General features: G+C 36.6%; 21 protein-coding genes. All 21 read right to left on the bottom strand.

Annotated features, from left to right (window positions below; all coding sequences use genetic code 11):
* Positions 1 to 202: 202 nt before the first annotated feature.
* The 21 genes from FG390_RS02030 to FG390_RS01930 all read right to left on the bottom strand — a co-directional run bounded on the left by FG390_RS02030 (position 203) and on the right by FG390_RS01930 (position 22,495).
* Positions 203 to 589, bottom strand: a complete 387-nt coding sequence (locus FG390_RS02030) for a YlbF/YmcA family competence regulator (RefSeq protein ID WP_141189344.1) — start codon at positions 587 to 589, stop codon at positions 203 to 205.
* On the bottom strand, positions 586 to 2,094 hold the full coding sequence (gene miaB, locus FG390_RS02025; protein ID WP_373681514.1) for a tRNA (N6-isopentenyl adenosine(37)-C2)-methylthiotransferase MiaB: 1,509 nt from the start codon (positions 2,092 to 2,094) through the stop codon (positions 586 to 588). The genes FG390_RS02030 and miaB overlap by 4 nt, the downstream gene beginning before the upstream one ends.
* Before the next feature lie 367 nt (positions 2,095 to 2,461).
* On the bottom strand, positions 2,462 to 2,920 hold the full coding sequence (locus FG390_RS02020) for a CBS domain-containing protein (protein ID WP_141189342.1): 459 nt from the start codon (positions 2,918 to 2,920) through the stop codon (positions 2,462 to 2,464).
* Positions 2,921 to 3,033: 113 nt separating this feature from the next.
* Positions 3,034 to 3,960 carry a dipeptidase gene (locus FG390_RS02015; RefSeq protein ID WP_141189341.1) on the bottom strand — a complete coding sequence of 309 codons (927 nt, stop codon included), beginning with the start codon at positions 3,958 to 3,960 and terminating at the stop codon, positions 3,034 to 3,036.
* Positions 3,961 to 4,031: 71 nt separating this feature from the next.
* Positions 4,032 to 4,292, bottom strand: a complete 261-nt coding sequence (locus tag FG390_RS02010; RefSeq protein WP_141189340.1) for a stage V sporulation protein S — start codon at positions 4,290 to 4,292, stop codon at positions 4,032 to 4,034.
* A 157-nt stretch (positions 4,293 to 4,449) separates the two neighbouring features.
* Positions 4,450 to 5,244, bottom strand: a complete 795-nt coding sequence (locus tag FG390_RS02005; RefSeq protein ID WP_141189339.1) for a TIGR00282 family metallophosphoesterase — start codon at positions 5,242 to 5,244, stop codon at positions 4,450 to 4,452.
* A gap of 168 nt (positions 5,245 to 5,412) precedes the next feature.
* The gene (rny, locus tag FG390_RS02000) at positions 5,413 to 6,978 is read right to left on the bottom strand and encodes a ribonuclease Y (RefSeq protein WP_141189338.1); all 1,566 of its coding nucleotides are present in this window, start codon (positions 6,976 to 6,978) and stop codon (positions 5,413 to 5,415) included.
* A gap of 314 nt (positions 6,979 to 7,292) precedes the next feature.
* Positions 7,293 to 8,330, bottom strand: coding sequence for a recombinase RecA (gene recA / locus FG390_RS01995; RefSeq protein WP_141189337.1), 1,038 nt, complete (start codon positions 8,328 to 8,330; stop codon positions 7,293 to 7,295).
* 385 nt (positions 8,331 to 8,715) lie between these two features.
* Entirely contained in the window at positions 8,716 to 9,963 is a 1,248-nt protein-coding gene (locus FG390_RS01990; protein WP_141189336.1) for a competence/damage-inducible protein A, read from the bottom strand.
* Between the two features lie 116 nt (positions 9,964 to 10,079).
* On the bottom strand, positions 10,080 to 10,658 hold the full coding sequence (gene pgsA, locus FG390_RS01985) for a CDP-diacylglycerol--glycerol-3-phosphate 3-phosphatidyltransferase (protein WP_141189335.1): 579 nt from the start codon (positions 10,656 to 10,658) through the stop codon (positions 10,080 to 10,082).
* A 301-nt stretch (positions 10,659 to 10,959) separates the two neighbouring features.
* Positions 10,960 to 11,835, bottom strand: a complete 876-nt coding sequence (locus FG390_RS01980; protein WP_141189334.1) for a helix-turn-helix domain-containing protein — start codon at positions 11,833 to 11,835, stop codon at positions 10,960 to 10,962.
* A gap of 104 nt (positions 11,836 to 11,939) precedes the next feature.
* A complete protein-coding gene (locus FG390_RS16185) occupies positions 11,940 to 12,053 on the bottom strand; it encodes a DUF3388 domain-containing protein (RefSeq protein WP_141189333.1) in 114 nt (37 codons plus the stop codon).
* A gap of 384 nt (positions 12,054 to 12,437) precedes the next feature.
* Positions 12,438 to 12,695: a DUF3243 domain-containing protein gene (locus FG390_RS01970; protein ID WP_141189332.1), complete on the bottom strand. Its 258-nt coding sequence runs from the start codon at positions 12,693 to 12,695 to the stop codon at positions 12,438 to 12,440.
* Between the two features lie 148 nt (positions 12,696 to 12,843).
* Entirely contained in the window at positions 12,844 to 13,578 is a 735-nt protein-coding gene (ymfI, locus tag FG390_RS01965; protein ID WP_141189331.1) for an elongation factor P 5-aminopentanone reductase, read from the bottom strand.
* Positions 13,579 to 13,638: 60 nt separating this feature from the next.
* The gene (yfmH, locus tag FG390_RS01960) at positions 13,639 to 14,922 is read right to left on the bottom strand and encodes an EF-P 5-aminopentanol modification-associated protein YfmH (RefSeq protein ID WP_141189330.1); all 1,284 of its coding nucleotides are present in this window, start codon (positions 14,920 to 14,922) and stop codon (positions 13,639 to 13,641) included.
* Positions 14,919 to 16,205: an EF-P 5-aminopentanol modification-associated protein YfmF gene (gene yfmF, locus FG390_RS01955; RefSeq protein WP_141189329.1), complete on the bottom strand. Its 1,287-nt coding sequence runs from the start codon at positions 16,203 to 16,205 to the stop codon at positions 14,919 to 14,921. Before yfmF ends, yfmH begins: the two co-directional genes overlap by 4 nt.
* 238 nt (positions 16,206 to 16,443) lie before the next feature.
* Positions 16,444 to 17,538: a BMP family lipoprotein gene (locus FG390_RS01950; protein WP_181406323.1), complete on the bottom strand. Its 1,095-nt coding sequence runs from the start codon at positions 17,536 to 17,538 to the stop codon at positions 16,444 to 16,446.
* A gap of 148 nt (positions 17,539 to 17,686) precedes the next feature.
* The gene (locus FG390_RS01945; protein ID WP_141189328.1) at positions 17,687 to 18,652 is read right to left on the bottom strand and encodes an ABC transporter permease; all 966 of its coding nucleotides are present in this window, start codon (positions 18,650 to 18,652) and stop codon (positions 17,687 to 17,689) included.
* On the bottom strand, positions 18,653 to 19,714 hold the full coding sequence (locus tag FG390_RS01940) for an ABC transporter permease (RefSeq protein ID WP_141189327.1): 1,062 nt from the start codon (positions 19,712 to 19,714) through the stop codon (positions 18,653 to 18,655).
* Positions 19,711 to 21,234 (bottom strand): ABC transporter ATP-binding protein, encoded by a 1,524-nt coding sequence (locus FG390_RS01935; protein WP_141189326.1) that lies wholly within the window; start codon positions 21,232 to 21,234, stop codon positions 19,711 to 19,713. Before FG390_RS01935 ends, FG390_RS01940 begins: the two co-directional genes overlap by 4 nt.
* Before the next feature lie 187 nt (positions 21,235 to 21,421).
* Complete coding sequence (locus tag FG390_RS01930; RefSeq protein WP_141189546.1) at positions 21,422 to 22,495, bottom strand: BMP family lipoprotein; 1,074 nt, start codon at positions 22,493 to 22,495, stop codon at positions 21,422 to 21,424.
* Between the last annotated feature and the right edge of the window lie 2 nt (positions 22,496 to 22,497).

The raw sequence follows: 22,497 nt of genomic DNA, 5'->3' as shown, positions 1-22,497 counted from the left end.
TCTTTTTGTTGGATAAGCCCTTTAAGAGGTTGTTCAAAAAGTCACCAAATAATAAGCTGCGAATCTCGGCGCCCGCTTGTTTATTCCGGTCCTCATGTAGTAAAAACCTACATTCCGGTCCTCAGGAACTGACGCCGCTCTTAGCCTTCTTGCTTCTAATTTGTCACATTTTGAACAGGCATTTAATTTTTAAATCTAACATTTATTTATCAAAACTGTTGGGTGATTCAGTCTGCTCTAAGGTTTTTAATACCTTCTGAGACAAATCACTTGTTACGAATTGCAGTAAATCATTCACTTCCTCTTGATATTGTCTAAAGGATTGAACAATAGGAATGCTATTCAACTCTTGATTTAAGGCTTCTATTTTGGCTTCATTTTGTTTATACGCCTCATGCTTTTGAAAATGTTGGAGATTAACAGATTCTTTTTGTAGTCTTTTAATTTGAGCAATGAGGTCTTGAACTTTTTTATTTTTATCAATTTTTTGCTCTGCTTGACGGTAGATTTCAACCAATTCCATTTTTCCAATCTTGTCTGCAATGGCTTCTGCCTTTTTCAGGATATCCTCTTTTGAATAAAGCGTCATTCGTTTACAACACTCGCTTCTTTCACCATTTCACCTGTTAAAGACCATGTTTTCGTTTCTGTGATACGAACATTGACCAATTCACCAATTAAAGATTTTGGTCCACGGAAGTTGACAACTTTATTCGTTCTCGTATGACCACTAAGGACGTCAGAGTTTTTCTTACTTGTTCCTTCTACAAGAACTTCGACAACTTCACCGTATAATTGACTATTTTTTTTCAACGCAAATTCATTAACAAGTTTATTTAACCGATGGAGACGTTCCTTCTTCACTTCCATCGGTATATTGTCTTCCATTTTTGCCGCTGGTGTACCCGCGCGTGGTGAATAAATAAATGTGTAGGCGCCGTCAAATTCACATTCCTTTACAAGAGACATGGTGTCTTCAAATTGCTCATCCGTTTCATTTGGAAAACCAACAATAATGTCAGTCGTAAATGAGGCATGTGGAATTGCCTTCTTAATTTTGTGGAACAATTCAAGATAACGTTCTCTTGTATAGCTTCGGCCCATTATTTTTAATATATCACTATTTCCAGATTGTACAGGCAAATGTATGTGTTCGACTAAGTTTCCACCTTTCGCCAACACTTCAATAAGGCGATCATCAAAATCACGTGGATGACTTGTCGTAAATCGAACGCGTGGAATATCAATTTTACGAATCTCGTCCATAAGATCGCCAAGACCATAGTTTTCTAGTTCTTTAAGATCTTTCCCATAAGCATTGACATTTTGACCAAGCAATGTGATTTCTTTATAGCCTTGTCTTGCAAGTGAACGAACTTCTTCGATGATCTCTTTAGGATGTCGGCTCCGTTCTTTTCCTCGTGTATAGGGAACGATACAGTATGTACAGAATTTATCACATCCATACATGATGTTCACCCAGCCACGAATATTTCCATTTCTAACTTTAGGCAAGTTTTCAACAATATCGCCTTCTTTTGACCAGACTTCCATGACCATTTCTTTGCTAAATAAAGCTTCTTTAAGAAGTTGTGGCAGGCGATGTATATTGTGTGTACCAAAGATGAGATCCACTTGTGGGTGTTTTTGTAAAATGGTATTGATAACGGATTCTTCTTGAGCCATGCATCCGCAAATACCCAAAATAAAATCAGGTCGATCCCGTTTCATCGTTTTTAAATGACCGATTTCTCCGAACACTCGATTCTCAGCATTCTCACGGATGGCACATGTATTGAGAAGAATGACGTCAGCAACTTCAGGATTTTCTGTTGCCGTATAGCCCATTTCCGATAAAATGCCCGCCATGACTTCTGTATCATGTTCGTTCATTTGACAGCCATACGTTTGAATCATAAACTGCTTTCCTTGACCAATTGACTTCATATCTTCAGGAATACTAAAATCATTCAAATATTGAATTGTATTTTTACGGCGCCTTCTTGCCTCTTTTAACGAAGGAGCTTTAAAAGTCGATTGAAAGTATTTCGAGTAGTCTTTTTCTTGTTTTACCTCTTTTTTATTTTCAGACACGAAAAGGGCCTCCTTTTTGTTTTGTTTGATTCTCTGTTTTTATCGTAAGTCATGTGTTTGATATTATCAAAGGTTAGTATTTATAAAAGATTACATGAGTTGACCAAACGGTTCAGAAACCCATGTTCAAATCAAACTTCACTATTATTTTCGACAAAAAAACGAGCTATAAAACTCTTGTTTAGAGATAACAAATCCTTCTTAGTATAACAAAAGGGATTGAATTAGAAAAGATAATAGATGTCTAAGAGCGCTCCCTATATTGGTTTTTTTAAATAATATAATGCATGAAGGAATCGGTACTTTTATGTGAAATGAAAAAGGACGCAAGGAATTTTACCCTTACGTCCTTTATATAGAACACGATCTATTCCAGCATTTGCTTTGTAATATAGCGAATAACGTCCCCTCTACTTACAACACCAACCACTTTATTGTCGTTATTAATGACAGGGATCTTTTTAAAATGATGATGTGATAGAATATTCAATATATCTTGAAGGCTGTCTTCTGGTTTGACAACCTCAATTTTTCTTTTTGTCATGACTTGTTCAACTGATTTCTCAAGAAATCTTCTAATTCGCTCTTTTAACTCAGGTTTTTCAACCAGAACGATTAATGAATAGAAATCAAATATATTTTGTTCTTTTGGCGATAAGGCACGAATAACATCTCCATCACTGATCATCCCAAGCAAATGGTGATCCTCATCGACGACAGGGACGCCTCCTATTTTATTTTCTGTAAGGCATTTCATTAAATTGGTTACGCTTTCATTTTTGTCAATCATTAAGACGTCTTCAATCATGATTTCCTTAACTTTCATATGAATGCACCCTTCCTGATATCAAATTTCTCCAAATACTCATCTTTATTGTACCTCATTTATTAGAAAAAAACAGGGAAAGATGCAATCACAAAATGATCATTTTGTGACGGCTATCCAGGTAAGCAATCATAGAAATTCTTAAAAAGAAAGCCTTTTACTTGTTCTTCAGAGTAACGTTTAAGTAGTGCTCCAACTAATTTAGGATAATCTCCATAGTTTTTCATATCTTTCGGTGTTTCATCTATTCCGTCAAAGTCAGATCCAAAACCAATGTGACTCACACCACCTAGTTCACATAAATATTCAATATGTCTAAGTATGTCCGAAATAGAAGCCTTGGCTTGGGTTGTTAAGAATTTTGGCACGAAGGTCACACCAATAAATCCATCGTTAGTAAAAAGAGCCGTAATTTGTTCGTCTGTTAGATTTCTAGGATGATCGCATAATCGTTTAACATTGGAATGGGAAGCAATAGGATATTTGGCTGCTTCAATGACATCCCAAAAACTCCTTTCACTTAGATGAGAAACATCGGTCATAACCTTATGGCTATTATTTTCTCGTACAACTTCAAAGCCAAACCGGGTTAGTCCACCACCCCTTGGTTCAAGTGCTCCGTCTGCGCAAGAATTAGCATGATTCCATGTCAATCCTACAGATCTGACACCTAAACGATATAATGTTCTCAATTTAATTAGGTCATGACCGATCGCATCACAACCCTCTAACGTAAGCATAGCTCCAATCTGGTGGTCTTGAAGTTCATCAATTTCTTGTTTTGTTCGTACAAGGACCATATCCTGATTTGGTTCAATAACTTGATTGAAAAAAGTATCGACCATGTGTAAGACATTTGAATACTTAGACTCCTCAGGAATGCTCTCACCAATGTAAAGTGCAAAACATTGAACCTTTGCCCCGCCTTTACGTAGTAAAGGAGCTGAACTATGTAAACCATTTTCTTTATTAAAAGATAAATTTGAATCATCATCAAGTCTAAATAGGACATCGCAATGACCATCAAAAATAGGTAACATGATTTCCTCCCCATGCCTAAAACCTGCTTGTTCTTATGAACAAACAGGTTTATAGTTCTTTGGTTATCGAATTAACGAGGCTCGACAATCAATTTAATCGCGGTTCTCTCTTCTCCATCAATTAGAATATCGGTAAATGCTGGAATACAAATTAGATCTAATCCCCCTGGTGCTACAAATCCTCGTGCAATCGCAACTGCTTTTACAGCTTGATTTAAGGCACCTGCGCCGATCGCTTGAATTTCTGCCGTACCTCTTTCTCGGACAGTGTTAGCAAGTGCACCAGCAACGGAGTTAGGTATAGATTTTGCTGAAACTTTTAATATATCCATTCCTGTTCCTCCCTATAGATTGTCATCCGCATATCTAATTATATTCACTAAAAGGACGGGTATTCCTGCTTTAATCATAATTTTATCACGATTGATGCATTTACTTTTTATATCTTGAAATTATGCAAGCACAGTGGTAAATGACAAAATAGAATTCTTATTTTAAGAAAGGATGATCTGGATTAATAAGACATCTCTCTATTTTCTTGGCCTTACCCGTACTTTCATCTATATCAATAACGACAGCACTCAATTGTGCTGCGCCCGTTTCGCTTTCAAAACGAGCAGGCATTTGCGTCAAAAAGCGTCTAATGACAGTATCCCTTTGTACACCAATAATTCCATCATATGGCCCCGTCATCCCTACATCCGTTAAATACGCTGTCCCGTTTGGAAAAATACGTTCATCAGCTGTTTGTACATGTGTATGTGTCCCAACAACCGCTGAGACCTTCCCATCCAAGTGCCAACCAAGAGCCAATTTTTCACTTGTTGTTTCGGCATGAAAATCAACAAAAATAATAGGTGTCTCGTTTCTTATTTCTTTAATAATCGATTCTGCTTTGCGAAAGGGATCGTCGATTGGCGGCAAAAATACGCGACCTTGTAAATTTACAATTCCAACCTTCCATTGATTGATTTGGACAATCCGAAAGCCAACACCAGGAGTATCTTCTGGAAAATTTGCAGGTCTAACTAATTTATTTGCTCGATCGATAAATTCAAATATTTCGCGATTATCCCATGTATGATTACCCATAGTTATGACGTCCGCACCTTGTTCCATTAATTGTTTGTATATTTTTTCTGTGATTCCTTTTCCATGTGCGGCATTTTCTGCATTGATTATGGTAAGTGTCGGATGATAATGTTTCTTTAATCGTGCTAGATGTTCGTCAATCATTTGTCTTCCTAATTTTCCATACACATCACCAATAAATAATATTCTCATAATAATCCCCTTACTAAATTCTTCAATAAACCAGTCAGTTAGTCAGTTATAGTGCCTCTTTAACATATTCCTTCTTATTATAGCTTGAATTCTTCCCTAGAGTAAACACTTAGGATTCCGACTGTTTCTTTTTGGCCAAAATAAAAAAAGCGACATCTGTCGCTTTTTTTATTTTGCATATTCAACGGCTCTTGTTTCGCGAATGACCGTTACTTTGATATGACCAGGGTAATCGAGCTCATTTTCAATTTTTTTCGTAATATCATGTGCTAATTTGTAAGAACTTGCATCATCAATGACATCTGGTTGAACCATGATACGAATTTCACGTCCAGCCTGAATGGCAAATGATTTTTCCACGCCTTTAAAAGACTCTGAAATTTCTTCTAGTTTCTCCAAACGTTTAATGTAGTTTTCTAGCGTTTCACGTCTTGCACCTGGTCTAGCAGCTGATAAGGCATCTGCTGCTGCAACTAGAGTTGAAATAACAGAAGTTGATTCAGTATCACCGTGGTGCGAAGCAATACTATTGATTACAACAGGATGTTCTTTATATTTCGTTGCTAGTTCAACACCAATTTCAACATGACTTCCTTCAACTTCATGGTCGATCGCTTTTCCTATATCATGGAGAAGTCCAGATCGACGCGCGAGGGTAACATCTTCACCTAATTCAGCAGCCATCAGACCCGTTAAATAGGCCACTTCGATTGAGTGCTTCAATACATTCTGGCCATAGCTTGTTCTAAAGCGCAATCTTCCTAGAATCTTGATAAGGTCTGGATGCAATCCATGAATTCCAACTTCAAACGTTGTTTGTTCGCCGTATTCACGAATCATTTCATCTACTTCTCTTCTTGATTTTTCTACCATTTCTTCAATACGAGCAGGATGAATTCGACCATCTTGAACAAGTTTTTCCAATGCGAGTCTTGCTGTTTCTCTTCGTATTGGATCAAAACCAGAAAGAATAACCGCTTCAGGCGTATCGTCAATAATTAAGTCGATACCCGTCAATGTTTCTAGTGTCCGAATATTTCGCCCTTCTCTACCAATGATTCGACCCTTCATTTCATCATTTGGTAAGTTGACAACTGAAACGGTCGTTTCTGCAACATGATCAGCTGCACAACGTTGGATAGCGAGTGAAAGTAAATTCTTTGCCTTCTTGTCTGCTTCTTCTTTAGCTCGTGTTTCAATTTCTTTTATGAGCTGCGCTGCTTCATGGGCTGTTTCTTGTCTAACTTGGTTCAAAATGATATCTTTTGCTTCCTCATTGGTTAAACCAGAAATACGCTCAAGCTCAGTATGTTGAATGCGTAGCAGTTCCTCCACTTTGCTTTCCATCTCTTCAATTTGTCGATATTTTTTATTGAGAGAATCCTCCCTTTTTTCTAATACATCCTCTTTTTTATCAAGGGTTTCACTTTTTCGATCGAGTAAATCTTCTTTTTGAACAAGGCGATTTTCTTGTCTTTGAAGTTCATTTCGACGCTCTCTTATTTCACTTTCTGCCTCAGTACGTAAAGTGTGAATCTCATCTTTTGCTTCAAGAAGAGCTTCTTTCTTTAGTGCCTCTGCCTCCCGCTTTGCTTCTTCTACGATTTGCCTTGCAGCGTTTTCGGCAGTTGCAATTTTGGCTTCTGCGATTAATTTTCGAATAAAATAACCAACGAAAAGACAAACTACAGAGATTAGAGCAATGGAGATGATGAATACAACAGAAGATAACATCTTTTCACCTCCTTGCCTTTTCTTATTGTCATTAAAATTAAATAAAATTTACGTTTTTAGCATATCATTTCAAATTAATAATTTAATAATATACATGTCAATTGTATATTTGCTCTAAGAGGTTGTCAACCTGAGGGGTTTTTCTTTCGAGGCTGATCTTTTTAATAGTGAGAAAATATGGACCATTTTACACAAAAATCTCTTATTTCATAAAGACTGAGTTATAAAGGACAAACTAAAAGTTTTATAACCAATAGAAATAGAGGATAGATGTGTATTTGCTCCACATCTATCCCCATTATGATCATTTTTTCTTAAAGTAATTCACTTTGTTCTGCTATTTGCTCATCTTTTTCGCTAACGTTTTGATCCAAGTGATGGTAATCACGGATTTGTTTCACTACTGCATTACAAATTTCTTCATTCTCTTTCAAGAATTGTTTTGCATTTTCACGTCCTTGACCAAGTCTTTCATCATTATACGAATACCATGCACCACTTTTTTGAATGAAGTCTAAATCTGATCCTATATCCAAAATTTCACCTTGTTTGGAAATACCTTCACCATACATTATATCGACTTCTGCCTGTTTAAATGGCGGTGCTACCTTGTTTTTTACCACTTTAATACGTGTACGATTCCCAACGATGTCATTCCCTTGTTTAAGTGCCTCGGCACGACGTACTTCAAGACGGACAGATGAATAGAATTTTAATGCTCGCCCACCTGGTGTCGTTTCTGGATTTCCAAACATAACCCCTACTTTTTCACGGATTTGATTGATAAAGATTGCCGTGGTTTTAGATTTGCTAATGACACCTGAAAGTTTTCGAAGGGCTTGAGACATAAGGCGGGCTTGTAGTCCGACGTGAGCATCACCCATATCACCTTCGATTTCAGCCTTTGGAACGAGAGCAGCAACAGAATCGATAACAATAATATCAACCGCTCCGCTTCGAACAAGAGCCTCAGCAATCTCTAACGCTTGTTCTCCTGTATCAGGTTGCGACAATAAGAGTTCATCAATATCGACACCCAATTTTTCAGCATAAATAGGGTCAAGGGCATGTTCCGCATCGATAAAAGCCGCTTGGCCACCCATTTTTTGCGCTTCTGCAATAGCATGGAGAGCAACTGTTGTTTTACCTGAAGATTCAGGACCGTAAACCTCTATAATTCTTCCACGAGGGTAACCACCTACACCCATAGCAATATCAAGGGCAAGAGAGCCACTTGACACAGTCGATACACGTTGTTCTGGTTGTTCACCTAATTTCATGATGGAACCTTTACCAAATTGTTTTTCTATTTGTCTTAAAGCCATATCTAAGGCTGCTTTTCTATCACCCATCAAATCACTCCTTAATTAACTTGCTTCTTCAAGTTTGTTCAAAAAACGATCTTGGTCATTGATAATTAGAATGATTCATTTACCTAATGCGAGCACTTCTTGAACTCATATTAATATAATAGCTTTTTTTTTAGAAGATAACAATAGTTTTGACGAACATTTATTCGTTTTTTATTTTATCTCACATAACGGATCATAACACCTGCGGCGCCAGTTTTCTTTGGACCGGCATTCCTCGCGTTGTGATAGCTTCAGGCGCCAGCCACACGTTGAGCGATTTTAGCTAGAGATCCTCTTGCATCCGCTTCAAGAGGACCGGAAAAACAAGCGTACGCCGAGATTCGTAGCCTATCATTTGATGACTTTTCGAACATCCTCTTGAAGATTATTTCCCAAATGGCGACAATTGACGAAGATATCGCCGAACAAGATCATAGCCTGTTTTAGCCGACTGAAGACGAATTCGTGATCTTGTACCAGAAAATTGATACGGAAAGCTATAGACATTTTGAGCGTCTGCAAGTCCGATGAACACTGTGCCGACCTCTTTGTTTTCACTTTTATCAGGACCTGCGACTCCTGTAAAACTTAAACCAATCGTTGTTTTGCATTTCGATTGGATATTCTTTGCCATGTCCTTGGCACACTCTGCACTAACAGCACCGTAAGTTTCAAGTGTCTGAGTTGGCACACCCAAAACTTCAGATTTCACTTCATTTGTATAGCTGACAATAGAACCTTTAAATACTTCAGAAGCTCCAGGTATGTCGGTCAATAATTGACTAGCAAGTCCCCCAGTTAAACTTTCAGCAAATGCTATCGTTTTTTGATGTTTTTTTAACAAGCAAAAGACGGTTTCAGGTAAAGACTGTTCACCATAACCATACAAATAGTCACCGACTCGTAAGGAGATTTTTTCTTCTATGTCATCAAGTAATTGTATAGCCACGTCTTTCTTTTCGTGTTTAGCTGTCAAACGAATGGTTACTTCACTTTCCTTTGCCAAAGGGGCAATCGTCGGATTAGATTGGGTATCAATCAAATCCATCAACTCTGTTTCTAATGCCGACTCGCCAATTCCAAAAAAGCGCAAAACACGGGAATGCAAGGGATTTGTCTGCATCTTTGCTAGTAGAGGAACTGCAGAATTCACAAACATGGGTTTCATCTCATTCGGAGGTCCTGGAAGTAAAATATAGGTTTTGTTCTTAATTTCTATTAACATACCAGGAGCCATGCCATGACGATTAGGGAGCGAGTCGGAACCTTCTATAATGAGAGCTTGTTTTCGATTATTTTCAGTCATGACCCTTCCTGTTTTTTTAAAGTATGACAAGATGCTGTTTAAGGCTTCTTGATCTACTACTAGTTTTCTCCCTAGTTCACGACTTATCGTCTCCTTTGTTAGATCATCCTTTGTGGGACCAAGTCCTCCTGTAAATATGATCATATCAGACCTTGATTCTGCAATCTTGATAGCAGACGATAGTCGTTCTTGATTATCACCAACAACCGTATGATAAAAGACATTAATCCCAAGTTGTGCCAATTGTTCCGAAATAAATTGAGCATTTGTATTTGCAATTTGACCAAGTAACAATTCTGATCCTACAGCAATTAACTCTGCATTCATGGCAATCCCCTCTCATCCTTCTGACAAATAAACAAAGTGTTATTTCCTCACTTGTATCATACTCTCGAGCCACATACTTTAGCAAACGATCCACTTATGAGTATCATAATCAAAGATCATTTTGATTTAAAAATAATGTCTCTATTTTTGTAAAAATAATCAAACCCTGATATAACTGTCATTAAAACCGCAACCCAAAGAATGATATAGTGGAGAGGAAAATGATCCAAGCCAAATGGAACGTTACTAAATAAGTAGAGAATAATAGCGAGCATTTGCGAGAAAGTTTTCCATTTTGCAATTTTACTTGCAGCAATAACAGATCCTTCCTCAACAGCGACTAATCGAAGACCTGTAACAGCAAACTCACGTGCTAAAATAACAATGACCATCCAAGCAGGCATTTGGTTCATACCCACAAATGACACAAAAGCAGACATCACTAATAATTTATCTGCTAACGGATCAAGGAATTTACCGAAATTCGTTACGAGATGAAGTTTCCGAGCATAATAACCGTCTAGCCAATCTGTGAATGAAGCGATAATGAAAATAATACCACTGATGAATTGAGAAATTGGAATGTTTGCTTGTCCTAAAGTGAAATGTCCCAAGTCCATAGGAACTAAAAGAAAGATGAGAAATACGGGGATTAAAAAAATTCTTGCTACAGTTAATTTATTGGCTATATTCATGCTGAATTCCTCCTAAAAATACAAAATAAATAAAATTTTTTTACGTTAAGTTTTCTTATAGTGTGTGTTCAAAAAGGTGACAAATGATAAGGGTTACTGGCTAAGTACGCTGGCATCCTGCAAGAAACGCCAGTACTAGCCCATCCTGGGCGTCGGAAGGCAAAAAGCGGCGCCAGTTTTCTTTGGACCGGAAAACAAGCGGGCTTCCGAGATTCGCAGCTTATTATTTGGTGACTTTTTCATGTGACCTCTTATATGTACGCTTTTTTTCAGTGGAAAAGAGCCATCTTCTGTGATGACTCTACTCTTCGTTATCAAAAGTAATATTAAACTTTTGTACACTATTTTGGTTCGGAAATTTAAATAATTTACCGTTAATTTTCATTTCAGCAACCGTTGAACTTCCAATGTTAAAATGAACTTTTTTACTACCTGTTGCATCAAAGTGAATCGGCTTTTTGCTTGTTGCCATCCCATAGGCTAAGCGTTTTGTTGATGAAGTATCTTGAGCCGTTACCCAAGACTGCTGACCATCTTTCGTTTTAATGTCGACAACAAATTTATTCGTATTGGATAAAGTATAATTTGATACGCCGCCTTGTGTACTGTCCAGTTTGATTGATTGGTGATTGTCGGTTTTCGCGCTGTCTTTCGTTATCTTTTCTGTTGTTTTATTTGTTGATGATTGTTTTTTAGGTTTCGGTGTATCTTTTTGTTCATAAGATATCGTGCTATTATTTTCATCTTTCTTCAGTGATGAAGGGCTTGTTGTATGTTGTAAAAACATCCAAACAACGATAAGAACAACAACTATAAAGATAACAATAATTGCAGTTGGTAAGATGGTTCTTAACCCACTTTTTCCCTGACGTACTCGCGGAGCTGATTTATTCGTTCGACTTGATCTGGGAGGTAACTGTGGTTCAACCGGTGCCTGCCTTGTCTTGGGAATTTCATTCGCATATTCTTCAAAGATGGTACCCGAATCAAGGCCTACGGCTTCGGCATAATTTTTAATAAAAGCTCTAGTATAAAATTCACCTGGTAATTGATCAAATTGACCTTCTTCAATGGCTGCTAAATAGCGTTTTTGAATTTTAGTAATTTCAAGCACGTCATCGAGTGACATACCTTTTTCCTTTCGTGCTTCTTTTAATGCCTGTCCTAATTCACTCACTCACTAAACACCTGCCAATATTAAATTAAAATCTATATATAATCACAACTATTATTTAGTTTCATTATAAACCAGCTTCTCATGAAAATAATTTCTTATATTAATTAATCAAAATTCTCTAGAGAGTATTCGTTATACTTAACAAAAACGTCAGGGTGTTCCATAATTTTAATTACTGGGAAGTTCAATAATTTATCTTTCACCCCGTTTATGGCCATATATGGATTTTAGAGCATAACCAAGTCCCCTTGATCATCCTACTCAAAATACCGTGTTTGACCAGTTAGCGTTTATGTGTCTTCCTATAATCTTAATTCAAAAAACCATTATCTTTAATGTATAATAAATAGTCGTAGCTTTCAAGGAAGATCTTCGTATTATGAATAAAAGACTCTTGTTTTCGTTGTAAAGAAAACTTGCCGATTGGCCACCTGTAATGCGCAGACAGAGACCAAGAATGTGTCATTTGCCTTATAGGCAATTCGATGCTTAATTGAAGAAGATTACGCTAGTTGCACTTATACTTAATACCTTTTTACACTTGAAGTATAAAAAAGGAATGCCGTAAAGACATTCCTTTTTTAGAACATGATAAGTTTGACTCAATGTGTACCATTATTATCAACAAGCTTAATCATTAAGTTTGCAATCGTACGTTGTTCATTTTGATCTGCTACACTCCATAAATCAGAAAGCATACGCTCTTGTTGATTTTTTGGATCAACCTTTGTTGACAAATAATCACCGACTTGAGTGGCAAAGTTAGCAATAGTATCTTGACTCAATCCAACAGATTCAGCTTGATGGAGACGATCAGCTAGGAAATCTTTCCATTGATCCCAATTTTCTAATACTGACATAATATTCCTCCTAATAAGTAAAAATAGACTTGCATCATTAGGATGACTCATTATCGCTGAAATATGTATTCTCCCTCATTTTTCCTTCTGAACCTCTCATGACTAAAGTCACGAGTGTTCTCGGCTATTTCATAAAATGGACAAATTGTTAACAATACCAGGCACCATTAATTGAAATAATTTGTCCGTTTATATAATTGGCAGAAGGAGAAACAAGATAACCAATTAAATCGGCTATTTCGGTTGGATTGGCTAATCGACCCATCGGAATATCCTCTTTAATAAAAGCCAAATCCTCAGCACTAAAGTCTTTCATCATTTGTGTATCCACAGCTCCAGGTGCAACTCCATTAACTGAAATTTGACTTGGTGCGACCTCTTTTGCTAGCGCCTTGATTAACGTATTCTGTCCGCCTTTTACCATCGAATACATCACTTCCATTGAAGCACCTGTTATTCCCCAAATGGATGAGACAAAAATAATTTTACCTTCTTTTTGACGAATCATATGAGGTAGCAATTCTTGAAGGATAACAAACGGACTCGTTAAATTTAATTGAATAAAGGCATCTAATGTTTCATGATCGACTTCCGTCATTAGTGAGACATGACTTCTCCCACAATTGTAAATGACACAATCGATAGGATCCATTAATTGTTCGATTAGATCCTTAGGTCCGGTTTTTACAGATAAATCGGCCTGAATAGTAGAAAAAAACTGATTTGGATACTTAACAGCCAACTCATCAGAAAGAGATTGTATTGGCGTACTGCCTTGGTAATAATGTAAGTAAAGTGACCAACCTTCAGCTGCTAACTTCCTTGCTGTCTCTAGACCAATTCCTCCACTCGCCCCAGTAATTAATGCTGTCCTTTTGTTCATCACAGTCACCTTTTTATCTTTTGGTTATGTTAAAAATCCATATTGATTGATTAACGAAGTCTATTTTTTTAATACTGTACAAGACGTAAAGCCCTCTTCAGAAAAATGTTCATGTAGAGTTTGCTTTAAATCTTCGATGGTTAATTTTTCTAGTTCAGGTATTAACTCAAAAAGGTCCATTTGATTAAATTTGTATCGGGTAAATTGATTTGCGATATAATCCAATGAATTCAATGATCTCAAAATACTTCCCATTCTTTTACGCCTTGCATTATCAAAGGACTTTGTATCAATCGTTTCATTTTTAAAGTTTATAACCATTTCTCTCAGTTTTTGTTTCAACTGCTCTGGTTGCTCTGTATTTCCTCCAATAGCTGAAAAGCCAAACCCATATTCCTCTGTATATTCAAAAGAAAAACTCTCATCAATTAATCCGTCATCAATCAACGTTCTGTATCGTTCAGTCCCTCTTCCAAACATGAGTTCAAGTAATAAATTAACAGCGATCTCATGTTTCATCAATTCTTTTCCAGACCGGTAGGGTTTAGGTTCTTTAAAACCAATCAGACATTTTGGTGTCTGCACGGCCATGTGTAAAATGGATTCACTTTTAGCAACACGACGAGGTTCATCCGGAAACACGTGTTCAATCGCCTTTTTATTCGTGTAGTCCTTTTTCCCTTGGTTATCCTCAACAAGATGAATAATATGCTCTGGATCGATCGGACCGGTGACAAACAAAATCATATTACTTGGATGGTAGAATGTGTGATAACAATCGAGAAGCAAATCCTTTGTGATATGACTGATAGATTCAACGGTACCAGCGATGTCAATTTTTATTGGATGATGATGGTACATATTTTCTATCAGCCCAAAAAACAAGCGCCAATCTGGATTATCATCATACATTCTAATCTCTTGCCCAATAATCCCCTTTTCTTTTTCTACACTTTCATCTGTCCATGCTGGTGTTTGAACAAAATCAATAAGTGTGTTTAAATTCTTATCAACATTTGACGTGCTTGAAAAAAGGTATGCCGTACGATTAAAAGAGGTAAACGCATTTGCAGAAGCCCCTTGCTCGCCAAAATCATGAAAAACGTCTGTGCCATCAGGTTTTTCAAACATCTTGTGTTCTAGAAAATGAGCAATCCCATCTGGTACAGTAACCACTTGTTCTTGATTGAGTGGTTTAAACGTATTATCAATTGAACCATATTGTGTTGTAAATGTGGCAAATGTTTTGTTACTTTGTTTCGGCAACATGTAGACTTTCAACCCATTGTCTAGTGTATGAAAAAAAATGGTTTCATCTAATTGAGAAAAATATTGTTTTTTCAATTTGTTTTCACCGCACCTTGTAAAAAATATGTGGTATCTAATTTCGTTTGATTGGCAACTTCAACAATCTCTTTTGTTGTGACATTCTCTATACCATCAATAAATTCTTCAATTGTAAATTTAACTCCTGAAGCAACCTGTTGATACAAGATATCCGCAATAGAAAATGGATTGTCTAGTGATTCTAAAATTGAATTTTTGAGCAGCGCTTTTGTCAATGACATTTCGTGGTCCGAAAATGCCCCATTTTGAATGTCAGATAACTGATCAATAATGATCGTTCGAGCTTTTTCATAATTAGAAAATTCGATGCCACTCATGACAATGATAAATCCTTTGAAGCTCTCATAGCTTGATGAGCAATAATACGCAAGACTATTTTTTTCTCTCACGTTCATGAATAATTTTGAATGAGGAAAAGCACCGAACAAACCATTAAAAACTTGAGATGCATAATATAGTGGATCGCCAAGTCGTACGTTCGTTCGAAAACCTAAATTTAATTTCCCTTGTTCAATAGGTTGACTTTCTTTTATGACGCGTTCTTGATTTGGAAAGGTGGTTTCCTGATTTTGAATCCCCTCTAGCTTTTCCACTCTTTTTGTAAATGGAAAGATACGTTCCAATTCAGGAATAATTTTTTCTTCATCGATTTGTCCAATCATAAATAAGTCAACCGCATCTTCATTAATCATTTTTATATAGTATTCAAATAAATCAACTGGAGTTAAAGAATCCAAATCATTTTCATAACCATATGTATGAAGGTGAAAAGGTTCATTTTCACACATCTCATCAATCAACCGTTGACTGGCATAACGCATTTTATCATCATAAATAGATTGAATTCTGGCTTTTAGGGCTCTCTTTTCTTTACCGACGGTTTTACTATCAAAAGCATGTTCGTCGACGAGAGGATCAAAGACTAATTCCCCTAGTAGCGAAAGAGCTTGTTTTAGGAGTTCCTGCTCATTAGATAGGAACCGTTCATTTGCGATGGTCATGACAAAAGATATAATATGTTGCTCACCTTTTTTAGAAAGAGATGATGATAAAGTTGCCCCATATAAATAATCTAGCCGACTTTGGAGTTCCTGTGATGTTGGAGATTTTGCTGTTGCACTTTTTAACACATAACTCAGTAATGCGCGTTTTGTTACGGTTGCTTCTTCAAGTGGTGCCCTAAATTGTAACAATAACGTATTGGTTTTAAATTTATCTGTTTGAACGAGATGGCTTGTTAATCCACCTATTGACGTCACTTTTTCCTGAATATAAGTCATTTTCTCACTCCTTCACACTTCTCTATTTGTTATTCTACCCTAATAGGCTTATACATAACCAGAAGTATACTCATATGACTCTTCAAAAATGTATTCTAAAACGAATGGTATTATGATGTCCTTTTCATTTTCGAACATGAGAAATAGGGAAACATTTGATTTTTAGTTGGCTTCTGATGAAATCTTCTAAAAAGAAAAAAATCCCTACTTGATGATGTAGGGATTTTAGAAATCTGAATTATTTTAGAGTTGAAAGGAACGCTTTATATTCTTTATCGGTCGATGGTACAGTAATCGATCCATCAATAATTTTTTGTTTATAATCATTGACTTTATTAAGGATATCCTTTGACACATGTTGAGTTGAAGGTGCAATACCTACACCGTTTTCTTTAAGACCATATTCAAGGATTTCGCCACCTGGAAAATCTCCATTTTTCGTTCTTTTAGATACATCATAAACAGCTTTGTCTACACGTTTAACCATTGATGTTAATGTAACATCTTCAGGTAACCCTTGATCATATTGGTCTCTATCTACACCGATAACCCAAACTTTCTTACCATCTTTTTTCTCTGTTTTGGCTTCTGTAAAGACACCATTACCTGTTGCTCCAGCTGATTGATAAATAATATCTGCGCCTTTACCATATAATGTTGAAGCTATTGTTTGACCTTTATCTGGAGCATCGAAAGCGCCAGCATACTGTGCATAGATTTCTGCTTTAGGATTAACAGTTTTAACCCCTGCTTTAAATCCGTTTTCAAACTTTTTAATAAGTGCAGAGTTTATTCCACCAACAAATCCAATTTTATTTGTTTTTGTTGATAATCCAGCAACAACACCAACGAGGAAAGAACCTTGTTGTTCTTTAAAGGTAATATTCGCAACATTTTTTAGAGGTTTTTTATCTTTCCCAGTAACAACACTATCAATAATGGCTAATTGTGATTTTGGATTTTGAGAAGACACCTTTGAAATATCCTCAACCATCGTGAAACCTGTTGCAAAAACTAAATTAAAGTTTTGATGTACAAGTTGGTTAAGGTTAGGAATGTGATCAGATGCTTGATTTGATTGTAAATAACGAACTTCAGAGTTTGCTTTGCCAGCAGATAATTTATTATCTTTAGCAAAAGTAGTTAAACCTTCCCATGCGGATTGGTTAAATGACTTATCATCAACACCACCCGTATCTGTTACCATTCCTACTTTAAATTTACTTTCATTTTTTTTGCCGCCATTGTCTGAACTAGCTCCTCCACATGCAGAAAGAACCGTTCCAGAGATTGTAATCACGGCTGCTAAAGCTAACAATTTTTTCTTTAGCACGTCTATACCCCCTAATTTTTAAACTCAATAATTACTATAGCTTATCTTTTGTCAAAGATAAATATTAATTGTCGAAAAAATAGACTTTATTTGTTTATTTCCCATTTTATATTGAATATTCTTTCCTCCTAAACGCGGAATATGCACATCAACGTTTTCCCTTAATATAAGGAATTCCACTTGCTTTAGGAGCATCTGCTCGTCCTACAAATCCTGCAAGAGCCAAAATTGTAATGACATAAGGTGCGATTAACAAGAAGACATCTGGTAAATGATTTAACACGGGAACTTGTTGACCTGTAATACTTAATGATTGAGCAAGTCCAAAGAACAAGGCCGCTCCCATAGCACCTACTGGATGCCATTTTCCAAAAATCATAGCAGCAATCGCTAAAAAACCTTGACCAGCAATGGTAGACACACTGTAATTTGAGGCAATCGTGACCAAATAAACACCGCCACCTAGGCCACCAAATACTCCACTAAGGATAACCGCAATGTAACGTGTTTTAGTCACGTTAATCCCTAGTGTATCAGCGGCCTGAGGATGTTCTCCCACTGAACGTAGTCGCAAACCAAAAGGCGTTTTATAGATGACATACCATACAAAAAATGAAATGATAACCGCAATATAAGAAATATAAGTGACATTTGAAAACAATAATGGACCAATGATCGGTATATCATGTAATAATGGAATATCTATTTTGTCAATTCGATGAGCAATGTAAGGCGTTTGACCTTTCCCATCAAATAGTAATTTTACCATGAATAAACACAAGCCTTGAGCTAAAAAGTTAATGGCTACCCCACTGACTACTTGCTCTGCTCGAAATGAAATAGAGGCAATGGCGTGAATGATCGAAAAAACGCCACCTAAGAGACCAGCGATTAAAAGCGCAAGCCATGGTGATGCAGCTCCAAGTCCATGCTGTTCAAAGAAATACGTGAAAATGGCGGCGCTAAATGCACCAACGACCATTAACCCTTCTAAACCAATATTAACAACACCTGATCTTTCACATAAAACACCTCCTAAGGCTGTGAAAATTAAAGGTGTTGCGGTCAAAATGGCTGAAGGAATAACAATGGCCAAAATTTGCATGAAGTCCATTTATTTTCCTCCTTTCGTTACACGCAATAAGCACCAACGTATAATATAACTTGAACCAATAAAGAAAATTATTACCGCAATAATAATAGAGACTATTTCTGTTGGTACACCAGCTGTTGATTGCATCGTGATTGACCCCGTTTGCAGTATAGCAAACAAAGCAGCTCCTATAATCACACCAATCGATGTATTCATACCTAATAAGGCTACAGCGATGCCATTAAACCCGATACCTATGAATGTAGAATTAATCATCATGTATTGATACGTACCAAGACCTTCCATAGAGCCTGCAACACCCGCAAGTGCACCGGAGATGACCATAGAAAGAACAATATTATTTTTGACATTCATACCAGCATATCGAGAAGCATGTGGATTATACCCGACCGCACGTAACTCGTACCCTTTTGTTGTTCTCCATAACAAAAACCATACAATTAACGCAGCTAGAAGAGCAACGATAATTCCCCAGTGTAGTCTTGACCCTTGAGTCAGATTAGATAAAAACGTTGAAGCAAGTGAAGCAGCCTCAGGAATATTAGGTGTTTTTTCTCCTTCAGCATATAAAAAGTGTTTAATAAGATAATTTGTTGTGTAGAGAGCAATATAGTTCATCATAATTGTAATGATCACTTCGTGAACCTTTAATCGTGCTTTTAATAGACCTGGTATAAATCCCCATAGTCCTCCTGCAAGAGCTGAGACTATGATGGCTAATGGAAGTAAGATGAGTTTAGGAAGTCCTGAAAACATTAAACTTACGGCCACAGCAGCAAACCAGCCTACAAGCAGCTGGCCTTCAACCCCAATATTGAATAACCCCGTGCGAAAAGCAAAAGCGACAGCTAGTCCCGTTAGAATAAGAGGTATAATCGCTCGTATTGTTTCACCAGTATAATAAGGCTGTAAAAATACAGATTCTAATATGGATTGATAGGCGAGTATCGGGTTGTACCCTGTTAGGAGCATAATAATGGCTCCAACCAACAACCCTAGTATTACGGCGATGATTGGCACAATAATATTAAACCAATGAACATTTTTTAATATTTTTGTCATCCCTCTTTAACCGCCTTCCTTTGTCCTGCCATTAATAATCCTAGCTCATTTTCATTAGTCTCTTTAGGATTGACAATGTCGATAATTTTTCCTTCATATATAACAGCGATTCGATCACTTAGATTCAAAATTTCATCTAATTCATATGAAACAAGTAAAACAGCTTTCCCTTTATTTCTTTCTTCTAAGAGTTTCCCGTGAATAAATTCAATTGCACCCACATCTAGCCCTCTTGTCGGTTGTGCTGCAATGAGCATTTTTGGACTCCGATCAATTTCACGTGCAATAATCGCTTTTTGTTGATTTCCACCCGACAGAGATCTTGCTAGGGTTAACTCACTTGGCGTACGAACATCATATTCTTTAATTAATTCTTTTGCTTTTTTCGTAATTTTTTTATTATTAAGGATACCTGCTTTAGAATAAGGGTTTTTGTAATAGGTTTGCAAAACGATGTTTTCTCTAACAGAGAAGTCTAAAACTAAGCCATGTTTATGACGATCTTCTGGAATATAACCCAAACCTGCCTCAGTTATTTTTCTTGTCCGCTTATTGGTTACATCTTGACCGTTAAGTGAGATGGTTCCTTCTTTTATTTTCCTGAGTCCGGAAATAGCTTCAACAAGCTCCGTTTGACCGTTACCATCAACACCCGCAATACCTACAATTTCTTGACCATGTACAGTTAGATCGAGACCATTTACAATGGACACTTTTCGTGAGTCTGAAACTGTTAGACCTTTAATATCAAGAACGACTTCTTTTGGGTCATATGCTTGATCATTGACTTTAATATCAACTTTCCGACCGACCATCATTGTCGCAAGCAAATCAGGCGTAGATTCAGATATATGAACTGTATCAATACTTCTACCGCGACGAATAACGGTGCATCGATGACAAACTTCCATTATTTCTTTCAATTTATGTGTGATTAAGATAATCGATTTTCCCTCTTGTACAAGTGTTTTCATAATATTCATGAGTTCTTTAATTTCTTGAGGCGTTAATACAGCTGTTGGTTCATCAAAAATCAAAATGTCTGATCCACGATAAAGTGTTTTAAGGATTTCAACCCTTTGCTGCATTCCAACGGAGATATTTTCAACTTTTTCCATTGGATTGACATCAAGGTTATATCTATCTGAAAGTTGCTGAACGACTTTGACTGCTTCCTTAAGATTCAGTTGTCCATATTTCGTCGGTTCACTGCCCAAAATGATATTTTCAGCGACTGTAAACTTGTCAATCAACATAAAATGTTGATGCACCATACCTATACCAAGTTCATTCGCTACATTGGGGTCAGAAATATGGACTTTCTTTCCCTTAACATATATTTCACCTTTATCAGGTTGATATAAGCCAAAAAGGACATTCATAAGTGTTGACTTGCCAGCACCATTTTCACCTAATAAAGCATGAATTTCGCCTTTTTCCACTTGTAGGGTAATATTATCATTTGCTACAACCCCGGGAAACTCTTTTCTAATGTTTCTCATTTCTATCACAAATGACATATGCTATTCCCCCGTCATGTAATATCAATATTTTAAAAATAAAAATTTTGGTTCAACTTGTATCCGTCTTATCCTACTTTTGTCACATATATTTTTTAAAACACTGTTACAAAATTGATACCATGTCAAAAGGATGGACAAGGTATCATGAACCCTTGTCCATCTATAATTCATATTTAATGATGAATCATGATTTAAATGCTTTAAATTCTTTATCCGTAGTCGGTACTTTAATGGATCCATTGATGATTTTCTTTTTATAATCATTAACTTGATTAATGATATCTTTTGATACGTTTTGTTTTGATGGGGCTATGCCAACGCCATCTTCCTTTAAGCCAAACGATAAGATTTGTCCACCAGGAAAGTGACCATCTTTCGTTTGTTGTGATACATCATTTACAGCTTTATCAACACGTTTTACCATAGAAGTTAAAGTGACGTTTTCCGGTAACCCTTCTTCATATTGATCGCGGTCTACACCAATAACCCATACTTTTTTACCGTGTTTTTTCTCAGATTTTGCTTCAGTAAATACTCCATTACCTGTGGCACCGGCCGCTTGATAGATAATATCAGCACCTTTTCCATACATGGTAGCCGCAATGGCTTGTCCTTTATCAGGTGCATCAAAAGCACCAGCATATTGTGAATATATTTCTGCTTTTGGATTTACAGATTTAACACCTGCTTTAAATCCATTTTCGAATTTTTTAATTAATTCCGAATTGATTCCGCCAACGAAGCCAATTTTATTTGTTTTTGTTGTAAGACCTGCAACGACACCAACTAAGAAAGAACCTTGTTCTTCTTTAAAAGTAATGCTAGCTACATTTTTCAAAGGTTTATTACTTTTATCAACGATAACACTATCAATGATGGCTAAATTGGCTTTTGGATTTTGCTGTGCAACCTTCGTCACATCACTCGCCATTAAGTAGCCTACGCCAAATACTAGATTAAAGTTTTGGTGAATCAATTGATTCAAATTCGGCGTATAATCTGTTGCTTGTGTAGATTGCAAATAACGAACGTCATCATCCGATTTTGTTCCTGCTTTTAAATCATTTTTTTTCGAAAATGATTGTAATCCTTCCCATGCTGACTGGTTAAACGATTTGTCATTGACCCCACCTAAATCTGTAACCATTCCTATCTTAACCTTTTCTTCTTTTTTACTACTATTATCTGAAGTGCTCGCCCCTCCACATGCAGAAAGAATTGTTCCTGCTAACGTGACGACAGTAGCAAGTGCCATCATTT

This window comes from Terrilactibacillus laevilacticus, from assembly GCF_006517395.1.
Taxonomy (GTDB): domain Bacteria; phylum Bacillota; class Bacilli; order Bacillales; family Sporolactobacillaceae; genus Terrilactibacillus; species Terrilactibacillus laevilacticus.
Note: the sequence above shows the minus strand (reverse complement) of the source record. Positions and strands in the feature narration are given on the sequence as shown.

Bases quoted from the DNA above. Each gene is read 5' to 3' on its own strand.
- FG390_RS02030 (WP_141189344.1), bottom strand. From the start codon at position 589: ATGACGCTTTATTCAAAAGAGGATATCCTGAAAAAGGCAGAAGCCATT.
- FG390_RS02020 (WP_141189342.1), bottom strand. From the start codon at position 2,920: ATGAAAGTTAAGGAAATCATGATTGAAGACGTCTTAATGATTGACAAA.
- FG390_RS02015 (WP_141189341.1), bottom strand. From the start codon at position 3,960: ATGTTACCTATTTTTGATGGTCATTGCGATGTCCTATTTAGACTTGAT.
- FG390_RS02010 (WP_141189340.1), bottom strand. From the start codon at position 4,292: ATGGATATATTAAAAGTTTCAGCAAAATCTATACCTAACTCCGTTGCT.
- FG390_RS02005 (WP_141189339.1), bottom strand. From the start codon at position 5,244: ATGAGAATATTATTTATTGGTGATGTGTATGGAAAATTAGGAAGACAA.
- rny (WP_141189338.1), bottom strand. From the start codon at position 6,978: ATGTTATCTTCTGTTGTATTCATCATCTCCATTGCTCTAATCTCTGTA.
- recA (WP_141189337.1), bottom strand. From the start codon at position 8,330: ATGGGTGATAGAAAAGCAGCCTTAGATATGGCTTTAAGACAAATAGAA.
- FG390_RS01990 (WP_141189336.1), bottom strand. From the start codon at position 9,963: ATGAATGCAGAGTTAATTGCTGTAGGATCAGAATTGTTACTTGGTCAA.
- pgsA (WP_141189335.1), bottom strand. From the start codon at position 10,658: ATGAATATAGCCAATAAATTAACTGTAGCAAGAATTTTTTTAATCCCC.
- FG390_RS16185 (WP_141189333.1), bottom strand. From the start codon at position 12,053: ATGGCCATAAACGGGGTGAAAGATAAATTATTGAACTTCCCAGTAATT.
- FG390_RS01970 (WP_141189332.1), bottom strand. From the start codon at position 12,695: ATGTCAGTATTAGAAAATTGGGATCAATGGAAAGATTTCCTAGCTGAT.
- ymfI (WP_141189331.1), bottom strand. From the start codon at position 13,578: ATGAACAAAAGGACAGCATTAATTACTGGGGCGAGTGGAGGAATTGGT.
- yfmF (WP_141189329.1), bottom strand. From the start codon at position 16,205: ATGACTTATATTCAGGAAAAAGTGACGTCAATAGGTGGATTAACAAGC.
- FG390_RS01945 (WP_141189328.1), bottom strand. From the start codon at position 18,652: ATGGACTTCATGCAAATTTTGGCCATTGTTATTCCTTCAGCCATTTTG.
- FG390_RS01940 (WP_141189327.1), bottom strand. From the start codon at position 19,714: ATGACAAAAATATTAAAAAATGTTCATTGGTTTAATATTATTGTGCCA.
- FG390_RS01935 (WP_141189326.1), bottom strand. From the start codon at position 21,234: ATGTCATTTGTGATAGAAATGAGAAACATTAGAAAAGAGTTTCCCGGG.
- FG390_RS01930 (WP_141189546.1), bottom strand. From the start codon at position 22,495: ATGATGGCACTTGCTACTGTCGTCACGTTAGCAGGAACAATTCTTTCT.